This is a genomic window from Brevundimonas vesicularis (genome assembly GCF_014204545.1).
GTDB lineage: Bacteria > Pseudomonadota > Alphaproteobacteria > Caulobacterales > Caulobacteraceae > Brevundimonas > Brevundimonas vesicularis_B.
This window is the reverse complement of record NZ_JACHLJ010000001.1, coordinates 894,309-906,191: the sequence shown is the minus strand read 5'-3', so window position 1 is coordinate 906,191 and position 11,883 is coordinate 894,309. Positions and strand designations below refer to the sequence as shown.

Annotated in this window: 6 protein-coding genes and 1 tRNA gene; 5 read left to right on the top strand and 2 right to left on the bottom strand. The window is 64.6% G+C overall.

Annotated features, from left to right (window positions below; genetic code table 11):
- Window positions 1-370 precede the first annotated feature (370 nt).
- From HNP47_RS04690 to HNP47_RS04670, 5 genes are all read left to right on the top strand, one after another.
- On the top strand, window positions 371-2,647 hold the full coding sequence (locus HNP47_RS04690; protein ID WP_184278532.1) for a beta-glucosidase: 2,277 nt from the start codon (window positions 371-373) through the stop codon (window positions 2,645-2,647).
- A 59-nt stretch (window positions 2,648-2,706) separates the two neighbouring features.
- The gene (locus tag HNP47_RS04685; protein ID WP_184278531.1) at window positions 2,707-5,778 is read left to right on the top strand and encodes a TonB-dependent receptor; all 3,072 of its coding nucleotides are present in this window, start codon (window positions 2,707-2,709) and stop codon (window positions 5,776-5,778) included.
- 86 nt (window positions 5,779-5,864) lie between these two features.
- Window positions 5,865-7,388: a tryptophan halogenase family protein gene (locus HNP47_RS04680; RefSeq protein WP_184278530.1), complete on the top strand. Its 1,524-nt coding sequence runs from the start codon at window positions 5,865-5,867 to the stop codon at window positions 7,386-7,388.
- Window positions 7,388-8,917 carry a tryptophan halogenase family protein gene (locus tag HNP47_RS04675; RefSeq protein WP_260394595.1) on the top strand — a complete coding sequence of 510 codons (1,530 nt, stop codon included), beginning with the start codon at window positions 7,388-7,390 and terminating at the stop codon, window positions 8,915-8,917. The genes HNP47_RS04680 and HNP47_RS04675 overlap by 1 nt, the downstream gene beginning before the upstream one ends.
- A 77-nt stretch (window positions 8,918-8,994) precedes the next feature.
- Window positions 8,995-10,035: a LacI family DNA-binding transcriptional regulator gene (locus tag HNP47_RS04670; RefSeq protein WP_311770021.1), complete on the top strand. Its 1,041-nt coding sequence runs from the start codon at window positions 8,995-8,997 to the stop codon at window positions 10,033-10,035.
- A gap of 736 nt (window positions 10,036-10,771) precedes the next feature.
- Here HNP47_RS04670 and HNP47_RS04665 read toward each other — a convergent pair.
- Window positions 10,772-10,861: transfer RNA gene (locus tag HNP47_RS04665), tRNA-Ser, on the bottom strand.
- An 87-nt stretch (window positions 10,862-10,948) separates the two neighbouring features.
- Complete coding sequence (locus HNP47_RS04660; protein ID WP_184278529.1) at window positions 10,949-11,881, bottom strand: NrtR DNA-binding winged helix domain-containing protein; 933 nt, start codon at window positions 11,879-11,881, stop codon at window positions 10,949-10,951.
- Between the last annotated feature and the right edge of the window lie 2 nt (window positions 11,882-11,883).

Genomic DNA, 11,883 nt, shown 5'->3' with positions numbered 1-11,883 from the left:
TGCCGCGCTAAAGTAGCCCCGGCGAGGCTGTAACCATTTGTGGCCAGTTTGTGATTGTGAACGCTCTCAAAGCATGCTCTACCAGCGATATGAGAGGGCGCAGACCCTCCGAGGGACGGAAATCGAGTCAATCACTCGTACAGACGGCAGGTGTCGACGTTTCCAGAGTTCGTAGTCCGATCAAGGTCGGGGCGGGCGTCAGGAACGACGATCTGAAACGTTCGCCTTCGAGCGACAGGACCCGTGCGTTCTGTGTGCCGGAAGCGAACCGGCGACGGAGCGCAAACGCTCGGTCGCCGACGGGCCGATGTACACGCGTGTTTGCACCACTCGACGAAATTCCTGCCGTTGAACTGGAGGGATCGTGCGGATGTCGAAGCGGTTTGGAGCCTGGCGCAACCTGTCGGTCGCAGCCGTCGCGCTGCTTGCCGCGCAGACCCCGGTTGGGTCCGCTTGCGCCTTCGAGCAGGCCGCTTCGCTAACCTCTGCGAATTCGGCCGACGCCTTCGCGCGCGCCTCGGCCCTGGTCGTTCAGCTGACCCGCGAAGAGAAGTTGCAGCTGGTGCACGGCTACTTCCCGCCGATGGCCGATCGCACGCCGGGCGCGCCTTTGGACCAGATGATTCCCTCGGCCGGCTATGTGCCGGGCGTGGCGCGTTTGGGCATTCCGGCCCTGCGCGAGAGCGACGCCAGCCTGGGCGTCGCCAATCAAATCGAGCAGCGGCGCGGCGATGTCGCCACTGCCCTGCCGTCCAGCCTCGCCACCGCCGCCACCTTCGATCCCGAGATCGCCCACGCAGGCGGGGCGATGATCGGCTCCGAGGCGCGGGCCAAGACCTTCAACGTCCTGTTGGCCGGGGGCGTGAACCTGACCCGCGATCCTTGGGCGGGTCGGAACTTCGAATATCTCGGCGAGGACCCGCTTCTGGCCGGCGTCATGGCGGGCGAGCATATTCGCGGCGTCCAGTCGAACAACATCGTCTCCACGATAAAGCATTTCGCCTTCAACAGTCAGGAGACGGGGCGGATGATCATGGATGCGCGCCTTGACGAGGCGGCGCTCCGTGAAAGCGACCTTCTAGCCTTTCAGATCGCCATCGAGCGCGGCCGGCCGGGTTCGGTCATGTGCGCCTACAACCGGATCAACGGCGACTATGCTTGCGAGAGCGACTTCCTGCTGAACCAGGTGCTGAAGCGCGACTGGGGCTATCCGGCCTGGGTCATGTCCGACTGGGGCGCGGTGCATTCGACCGAGAAGGCCGCCAACAGCGGGCTGGATCAGGAGTCGGGACAGGAGCTGGATCGTCAAATCTATTTCGGCAAGCCGCTGACTGATGCCATTAAGGCCGGGCGGGTGACCGAGGCGCGGTTGGACGACATGGTCCGGCGCATCCTGATCGGCATGATCGAAACGGGCGCGATGGATACGCCAGTCCCCGCTACAGCCCAGACGATCGACTATGCGACCAACGCCGAGGTGGCCCAGCGGGCGGCGGAGGCGGGCGTCGTCCTGCTGCGAAACGAGGGCGGCGCCTTGCCGCTAAGCACCGAAGCGCGACGCATCGTGGTGATCGGCGGCCATGCCGATGTCGGGGTCCTCTCGGGCGGTGGATCGTCCCAAGTGCGGTCAGTCGGCGGAGCGCCGATCGAAATTCCGCTGACGTCCGGGGCGGCGGCGTCCTTCGCGCGGATGACCTATCATGCGTCTTCGCCGCTGAGCGCCATCCGGGCGGCGGCGCCAGACGCCGAGGTCGAGTTCGTCGCCGGTGACGATGTCGCCGCCGCCACGCGTGCTGCTCAGAGCGCCGACGCCGTCGTGGTCTTCGCCACCCAGTGGACAACCGAGGCGCAGGACGTGGAAACCCTGTCTCTGCCCAACGATCAGGACACCCTGATCGCCGCCGTGGCAGCCGCCAATCCGAAGACGACGGTGGTGCTGGAGACCGGCGGCCCCGTTCTGATGCCGTGGATCGACGACGTTCCGGCCGTGGTTCAGGCCTGGTATCCGGGCCAGCGCGGCGGAGAGGCCATAGCTCGCATCCTGTTCGGTCATGTCAATCCCTCGGGTCGTCTGCCGATCACCTTCCCACGCAGCGCCGATCAGGCGCCGCGTCCCGAGGTTCCAGGTCTGGAAGCCATGAAGGCCTCCGACGCAGCGTCGAACGCCGGGGCGGGTGCAGCCTTGGGCTTCGAACCTTTCCCGGTCCAATATCCCGAAGGCTCTGACGTCGGTTACCGCTGGTACGAGCGCGAGGGGCACGTCCCGCTTTTCCCGTTCGGGCACGGGCTTTCTTACACCCGGTTCGAGTACAGCGACCTGAAGGTCGAGGGCGGCGACAGCCTGCGCGTCACCTTCCGGGTCTCGAATGTCGGGGATCGCGAAGGCGCTGACGTGCCGCAACTGTATGTCGCCGGAGAGGGCCAGAAGGCCCGTCGTCTGGCCGGGTGGCAGCGGGTGTCGCTGCGCCCCGGCGAAAGCCGCGAGGTCGTCATCACGGCAGAGCCTCGCATCTTGGCGGAATACGACACGGCTATGCCCGGCTGGCGGATCGCCGCCGGAACCTATCGCGTCCAGATCGGACGAGACGCGCTCGACAACGCTCTTGGGGGAGAGACGGAACTGTCGACGCGAACCATGAGGCCTTGAACGCGCAAACTTTGGACAAAGCCGCCCTCAGAGGCGGCGCCCACGGAGGAGGAAACAAAATGAGACTGCAGAAGAGATCCATTCTAACGGCCCTGATGGCGAGTACGGCGCTGGCGTCGCCCGCCTTCGCCCAGACCGCGCCGCAGGACGAGGCGACCCAACTCGACGAGATCATCGTCACCGGCATCCGCGCGTCGCAGGAACAGTCAATCGACATCAAGCGCAACACAACGGCTGTCGTGGACGCGATTTCGGCGGAAGACATCGGCAAGCTGCCGGACGTCACCGTGGCCGACGCTCTGCAACGCATCAGCGGCATCCAGATCCAGCGGAGCGCCGGCGAGGGTGCGACCGTCAACATCCGGGGTCTGCCGCAGGTTGTGACGCTGTTGAACGGCGAACAGTATCTGGCGCCCGGCAATCTGGGCAGCGCCCAGCCGAACCTGAACGACGTGCCCGCCCAGCTGATGAAGTCGATCGTCGTGTTCAAGTCGATGGATGTGCGCAACGCCATCTCCGGCATCTCGGGCACTATCGACTTGCGGACCCAGCGCCCGTTCGACTTCAGCGAGGGGCTGACTTCGGCCGTGGCCTCGGAATACGCCTCAGGCGAGGACACCCAGGAGCAGGACTATCTGTTCAACGGCCTGCTTAACTGGCGGACGGATCGCTTCGGCGCGATGATCTCGGGCGTCTACAGCGAGAGCAATCTGGGCAACAACTATTCCGGCGTTTCCGGCGGGGTCTTTGGTAACAACGACTGGGGCGGCTCGGACGCCAACTGGATCGCACCGCACGGTTACGACACCTTCGCCCGCGTGGTGGAACGCAAGCGCACTGGCCTGAACGGCGCCTTCACCTGGCAGATCGACGACGGCTTCGAACTGACCGGCGAGGTCTTCTACACCAAGCTGGAGGAGCATGACCGCGCCGCCGGCCTGAACATCTCCAACCGCTGGAACGGTTTGACCTGGACGACGCCGACGGCTTTCACCACTACGGGCGTGAGTGGCGGCAACGGCAACCCGTGGCTGGACGTGACCGAGTACGACCTCGACGTCTGGTGGATGAACTCGTTCACGGTGAACCGCACCAAGAACAACGAGTCGACCAACTACAATCTGGAACTGAAATACGACCGCGGCGGTCCCTTCACCTTCTCGGCGCGCGCGCTGCGGGGCGAGGCGTCTCTGTTGAGCATGAACGGTCAGGTCCAGGGCGACCTGTCGAACTGGCAATACGCGCCCGATCGCGCCTTCACCCTGTTCCGCGATCCGCTGGACCGGACGCGCGGCCCCTTCTACTCGGCGGCCATCGCGGCACAATATCCGGCGTCGCAATACTCCAACAGCATCGTCGGTTCGGCCGGCGGCCGCTACATCAACCCGAACCCATTGGGCATCGGCAATGACCCGCAACTGCACCTGAACATCGGCGGCGGCCAGACGGTCTGGAGCGGCTTCGACCGTCCGATCGTCGGCGGTCTGGGGACACGTCCTCTGACCGACTACATGTCCAATCAGGACAGCTATGCGGTCGCCGCCTACTCGTCGGAAGGCAACCAGCGCAACGAATCCGAACTGTCCGTCCTGCGCATGGACGGCAGCTATGAGTTCGAGGGCGGACCGGCGCTCGGCTTCATCACCCGAGTCGATGCGGGTCTGCGTCACTCCGACCGCGAGGTGAATATCACCAGCTTCCACCTGTTCTCGGACGTCAACGGTTGCTCGGTTCAGTGGAAGGCGATCGATGTCGTCATGAACCAGAACCAGTGCCAGGCCGGCGAACAGGTGCCCAACCCCGCATTCAACCCTGGCCTGCCAGTCAGCGCGACAAACCCCCAGACCATCTTCCAGGGCTATACGGTCAACCGTCCGACGCGCCTGAACGCAAACAATAACACCTACTTCCTCAGCGACTTCGGCTCGATCACGCGCGGCATGCCGGGTGTTTGGGTCGTCGATCCGCGCGACTTCGATGACGTCGTCGGCTTCCAGCAGAGGGTGTTCGGCAGCGCCTATGAGGTCATTATCCCTGGCAACAGCTATGACGTCGACCTCTATGAGGACAGCGCCTACCTGAACGCCGGCATCGCCATCGGCAATCTTTCGGGCGACATCGGGTTGAAGGTCATCGAGACCGAGCTGCGCGTGCGTCAGAACCAGACCGGCGACACTCGCAACTACGGCGACACCAACCTGGATGTTGGCGATACGATCTCGTCGCGCAGCTACACCGACTATCTGCCGTCGGTGAACCTTGTCTATGACTTCAGCGATCGGCTGAAGCTGCGCGCCGCATACAACAAGACCATGATCCCGCTGGATCTTGGTAACTACGGCGGCGGCGTCACCATCTCGACGGCCGACTCCGCAGGGCCTACCGCGACCGATCCGACGGCCTCGCCTGTGGGCGTGCGCCGGGTGACCGGGGCCAGCTTCGCGGGCAGCCCGGAGCTGAACCCGTGGCGGTCGAACAACTACGATCTCAGCCTCGAGTACTATATGGGCCGAGCGACGATGTTCAATATCGCCCTGTTCAAGCTGGAGATAGAAAGCTTCGTCACGCGCGCCACGGTCAACGACGGGCAGTTCCCGGACGGCGACGGCATCATCCGCCGAATCGTGCCGGTCAACCGTCCGGTTCAGGGCGAAGGCGGCTCGCTGCAAGGGGTGGAAGTCGGGGCAAAGCTGGCATTCAGCGATTTCATTGAGGACGGCTTCCTGCGCGACTTCGGTTTCGACGGCAGTTACACCTTCTCGGACAGCTCGCAGAACGCCCAGAACCTGTCCGGCGACGACCTGCCGTTCCCGGACAACTCCGAGCAGCAGATCAACGCCGCCTTCTGGTACCAGGGGGAACGTCTTCAGACCCGTGTCGCCTGGAACTACCGCACGCCGCGTCTGGCCAGCACGTTCGGGGCCATTCCGATCTACCAGGACACGGCCCAGTATGTGGACGTCAACATCACCTATGATGTGACGGACGACATCACTATCTACGCCAACGGCTCCAATGTCTTTGGCGAGATCGAAGAGTACTACCTCGAATTCGAGAAGGGGGCGGAGCAGTTCCACTCTCGCAACGAGTTCGAACCCCGCTGGTTCGTGGGCGTACGCGCCAAGTTCTAGATCTCCTGAAGCCTCGGCCGGCGGCGCCCTTGTGTTGTCGCCGGCCAATCTTTTTGAGTATCCAGTTCAAGAGCCAAGGGTCTGTCATGGACAGTGTATCCGACACCGCCATTCGCGACGTCGTCATTGCGGGCGGCGGCACCGCCGGGTGGATGGCGGCCGCGGCCCTGGCCCATCACCTGCGCCACACGCCCGTGACGATCACCGTGGTCGAGTCGTCCGAGATCGGCACAATCGGTGTCGGAGAAGCCACCATTCCCACCATCCGGCGCTTCTACGCCCAGCTTGGGATGAGCGACGCCGATGTGATGGGCGCGACCGAGGCCAGCTGCAAACTTGGCATCCGCTTTGTCGGTTGGAACGGGACGGGATCCGATTTTATCCATCCCTTCGGCCTGTACGGTCAGGACTTGAACGGGGTGGGCTTCCATAATTACTGGATGAAGCAGAGGCGGTTGGGCGACACGACGCCTCTTGCTGCGTATTCGTTGGGTGCATCGCTGGCCAAGGCAGGCAAGTTCACCGGGCCGTCGCCCAATCCGCCATCGTCATTGTCGGTGTTCGACTGGGCGCTCCATCTCGATGCGTCGCTGTTCGCCAAACATTTGCGCGCCTATGCGGAGGCCTCGGGTGTGCGCCGGATCGATGCGCGGATCGGCAGCGTCGATCTTCGACAAACGGACGGCTTCATCGAAGCGCTGGTGCTGGACGACGGCCGCAAGGTCGCGGGCGATCTGTTCGTCGATTGCTCCGGCTTCCGCGCCTTGCTGATCGGCGAGGCCCTCGGGTCGACCTATGAGGACTGGGGGAAGTGGCTCGACTGCGACGCCGCCTTCGCCGTGCAGAGCGAGAATGCGCCGGGGACGGAGCCTGTGCCCTATACCCGCGTCACCGCCCATGCGGCCGGTTGGCAGTGGGGTATTCCGCTGAGACACCGCGCGGGCAACGGAATGGTTTTTTCCAGCCGCCACATGACAGACCAGCAGGCGCTGGACGCCCTGATGCCGAACCTGATGGGCAAGCCGATCACTGAGCCGCGTCGCATTGGTTTCCGCCCCGGTCGCCGCGATCGCGCCTGGGTAAAGAACTGCGTTGCCCTGGGCCTGTCGACCGGCTTCCTGGAGCCGCTGGAGAGCACCAGCATCGCCCTGATCGAGAACGGGATCGAACGGCTGAAGAGCCTGTTCCCCGATAAGACGTTCGCCCCCGCCGTGATCGACGAGTTCAACGACCAGTCGGCGCGCGAGATGGAACGGACGCGCGACTTCATCATCCTGCACTACTGGCTGAACGGCCGTGTCGAACCCTTCTGGCGCGAGCGGCGCGAGGCGGATATCCCAGACACCTTGCGCAAGAAGGTCGAGCTCTGGAAGGCGAGGGGACAGTTCGTCCGCTATCGCTGGGAGATGTTCCATCCAGCCAGCTGGCTGGCCATCTATGACGGTTTCGACTGGATGCCGGACCGGATCGACCCGGCGGTGGAGGGCATACCCGCGCGCGACCTCGACGTCAGCCTGCAACAGATGCGCGCCGCAATCGCCGACGCCGTCGCCCGCACGCCCAGTCACGGGGCCTTCCTGTCTCAGTTCGCCTCGCCGAAAGCCGCCTGATGGAAACCGATCCCAATCGTTCGATCCGCAAGATCTGCATCGTAGGCGGCGGCACCGCCGGCTGGATGGCCGCCGCCCTGATGGCCGAGCATTTCAAGGGAGCGATGGGCCAGATCGAACTGGTCGAGTCCGACGACATCGGCACAATCGGCGTCGGGGAATCCACCGTCCCGCCCTTCCTGCAACTGCTGGCCAAGCTGGGGATCGACGAACAGGTCTTCGTACGCGAGGTTCAGGCCAGCTTTAAACTGGGCATCGAGTTCCAGGACTGGAAACGAAAGGGCGAGCGATATTTCCACCCGTTCGGGACCATCGGGGCGCCGGTCGATCTGGCCGACTTCTACCAGCTGTGGCTGAAGGCCAAGGCACACGGATATGCCGGCGCGCTGCAGGATTTCGCACCCGCAGCTGTGATGGCCAAGAACGGCAAATTCACCCTGCCGTTCAAGGCGGCGCGGACGCCCATCGGCGGGGCCAGCTACGCCTTGCATGTGGATGCGAAACGCGTCGCGCGCTTCCTGCGCAGCTATGCCGAGGCGCGAGGCGTGACGCGGAGCGAGGGTATAGTCGATGATGTCGCGGTTCGGGCCGACGGCTTCGTCGAGAAGCTGATCCTGAAGGACGGCCGGACGGTGGAGGCGGACTTCTTCATCGATTGCTCGGGCTTCCGCGCCCTGTTGATCGGCAAGGCTCTGGGTGTCGGCTACGAGGATTGGTCCCGTTGGTTGCTGTGCGACCGCGCCATCGCCGTCCAGACCGAGAATGTCGGCGCGCCCACACCCTATACGATGGCCCAGGCCCAAGACTTCGGCTGGCGCTGGCGCATCCCGCTGCAGCACCGGACCGGTAACGGCTATGTCTTCTGCAGCAAATATCTGAGCGACGACGAGGCGACCGCGACCCTGATGAGCCAGGTCGAGGGCGCGCCCGTGGTCAAGCCTATGGTGGTGCCGTTCAAGACCGGGATGCGCGAGCAGCTATGGGACAAGAACGTCTTGGCCCTCGGGCTGGCCGGCGGATTCATCGAGCCGCTAGAATCGACGGCCATCCACCTGATCTACCGCGGCATGGACTTCTTCTTCCGCCTGCTTCCCGACCGCGACTGCGATCCGGCGCTAGCTGAGGAGTATAATCGACGCATGCGGACGGACTATGAGGAGATCCGCGACTTCATCGTCCTGCACTACTGCACGACCGAGCGGGATGACACGGCCTTCTGGCGCGAGTGCCGGGACATGGAGCTGCCGCCGGGCCTGAAGCGCAAGATCGACCTGTTTCGCGTCAATGGCAGTCTGGCCGAGGGGCTGGACGAGCTGTTCCGCGCGGTCAGCTGGCAATCGGTGATGGAGGGGATGGGGGTGCATCCGCGCGGCTATCACCCGCTGGTGGATCGCATCCCGTTCGATGGCGTCCCGCAGCAACTGGACCACGCGGCCGAACTGCTGCGACGGGTCGTCGGCGACCTGCCGCTCCATGCCCAGTTCATCAGCCAGCACTGCGCGGCCAAAATGCCCGAGAAGGCGGCCTGATCGTTACGCGACTGCAGCGAAGGGATAGGCTAGCGTAGCATTATGAGCAGATCGGACTCACAGCGGCGGATGAGCGTGTGCGCGGCTCCGTAACCATCAAACACGTGGCGGCCGAGGCCGGCGTTTCACTTCAGACCGTTTCGCGGGTCATCAACAATGGGCCGAACGTTCGCCCCGAGGTGCGCGAGCGTGTCAATGCGGCGGTCGAGAAGCTGGGCTATGTGCCCAGTCTGGCGGCCCAGCGCATGGGCGGGTCGCGATCCTATCTGCTGCTAGCCCTGAACGATCGCGACCGCACCATCGAGGGGTGGAAGTCCGGCGAGGGCACGGACTGGGTCGACCAGATGCTGCTGGGCGGCATGCTGAAGTCCGCCGAGTTCGGCTACCGCATGATCTTCGAGTTGGTCGACACCCATTCGTCCCAGGTCGAGCGGGAGGTGCAGGCGGCGATCTCGGCCCTCCACCCCGACGGGGTGATCCTTACGCCGCCGCACTCGGACAATCCCTTGATCACCCAGTTGCTGGTGCAGATGGGCCTGCCGTTCGCGCGGATCGGCTCGGTCGCGGCTGGGCCTGGGTTCGCCATCGTCATGGACGACCGCGCCGCCGCCGAGGTGGCCACGACCCACCTGCTGGATCTGGGACATGAACGCGTCGGCTTCATCACGGGCAGCGATGAATATGTGCTGAGTGGGGCGCGGCTGGACGGCTATCGCCGGGCGCTTTCGAACCGGGGACTGCCGCTAGATGACGACCTTGTCGGGCGAGGAGATTTCTCGTTTGAGTCCGGCGTGCGGGCCATGGAGACCTTCTTCGCGCTGAAGACCCCGCCGACGGCGGTGGTGGCCTCGAACGATCAGATGGCGCTGGCGGCGCTACGGGTCGCGAACGGCCGTGGCATTCAGGTGCCCGACGGTCTGGCCATCGTCAGCTTCGACGACACCCCCATCGTACGCTTCAGTAATCCGCCCCTCACCGCCGTGGTTCAACCGGTCGCCGCGATGGCGGCGGAGGCCGCGCGCCTGTTGATCCGGGCCAAGGCGGGGGATGCGGATCTGCCCGCCGGCGTGACCATCCCGTTCGACTTCACCGTCCGACGTTCGACCCTGGCTGAATAGACAGCCGCGCGTTTGGCGGGTGAGAGATCGTCCTGGGCGTCGGCGAGCGAGCCTAGCTCGTCACGTCCGCGCGCCTTTTTGCCGTAAACCAACTCGAACAGGGGCGAGGCCATCAGGGTCGTCACGATGGCTACCACCACCAGCATGGAGAACAGCGCCGGGCCAATGATGCCGCGCTGCAGGCCGATGCTGATCATGATTAACTCCATCGGACCGCGCGCATTCATTAGGGCGCCGATGCCCATGGCGATGGCGTCGTCCTGACCCGTGAGGCGCGCCTCGCCCAGCAGGCGACGCCCTTGGACGCGGCTGGCGCGAACCGGATCGCCACCGTCACCCGAGCAGGCTGACGCTGTTTATCATGGTCAACTGAGTGTTCAGCCTCGAGAGGGTGAAGAACACCGGCAGCAGGACGACCACGGCGAACCGCTCCATCTGTGTGCGCGTGGATGACAGACCTGTAGAGACCATCTCACTTCGGTAGCGCCAACAAACTCGATCCTGATGACGAAGCGGCGCCCGCATGCGTAGGTAATCAATGCGGCCACGGCAAAAGAGATAGAATGACGTGCTCCGCGCGTAGCGGCGAACCTCAACTCCGGCAAGGGGCGTGTTCCCATCGAAAGTCCGGACCATCCGCACCGTCACCGGTGTGAACCATGATGTGGACCGGAAAAGCGCGACCGGCCGTAGCCGGGAACCTAAGCATTCGTAGTCTAGGCTATTCCCGGCGGAATGGCGGAGAGGGTGGGATTCGAACCCACGGTACCCTTCCAGGCACGCCGCATTTCGAGTGCGGTACATTCGACCACTCTGCCACCTCTCCGCGGCGCCGATATCGCTTGGTCGAGCGAGGGGCTTCTCTAGTCGGAGCCGCAGCGCTTCGCAACCCGTCTGTGAAAGAAATCCGACGCTATCTTTGCGCGGGCAAAGACAGGCCCGGCGCGGCGCCGGTCTGGGCGTCCACACCCTTGAATCGAAACAGTTCGGCGGGTCGGCCGCCCGTGGTGGAAGAGAGCTGTCCGGTGGGTTCGACCAGCCCTGTCCGCTCCACGCCGCGCCGGAAATTCTGCTTGTGCAGGCTGAGGCCCGAGACGGCCTCGGCGCCCGCCTGGAGTTGGGACAGGGTGAAGACTCCAGGGGTAAGATCGAACAGGACCGGGCGGTATTTCAGCTTGCTGCGCAGACGGCCGAGGGCGGTCGCCAGGATGCGACGGTGATCCGAGGACATGATGCGGCCCGGCATGGGCTGAGTGGGCGACAGGTCGGCGTCGCGCCACGCCTCAGCGACCAGACGCGCTTCATAGAGCAGTTCATATCGCTCCAGGACCCGCTCCTCGTTCCAGCGGTGATCGGGCGTCAGGGCGAACACGGCGCGGGCGCGGGCTATGCGGTGCTCGTCGCCGTCGGCCCAGGCGTGCAGGCCTTCCGTAATCTGAGTGTCTTGGCCGCTGCGCCGGTCTTCCCAGGGAAAGAACTCGAACACAGCGTCCCAGCGGGCGTCGTGGGTCTGGCCTTCCGCCGTGTCGGGCGTCAGAGCCAGATAGCCGACGGAGACCTCTCTGTGACGACCAGGACCGGGGGTGGCGCGCGGCGAGGCGCGGCCCGCGTCGCCAAAGGTGTAGAGCTGTTCGACAAAGCCAAGCCGAAACCCTGTCTGGGCGGTCACGAAGTCCCGCAGAGCGCGTTCGAAGGTGCGGTCGCGCACGGGATCGAAAGGTCCGAAGGGCAGGGCGCGTGAACCGTCTTCGGTCGGGGTCGTCAGGACGACGGCCTGTCGGTCTTTCAAGGTTATCACGACCGCCGACAGACCGATGCGAACGCCATCCTCCGCCCCCTGCGTCATCG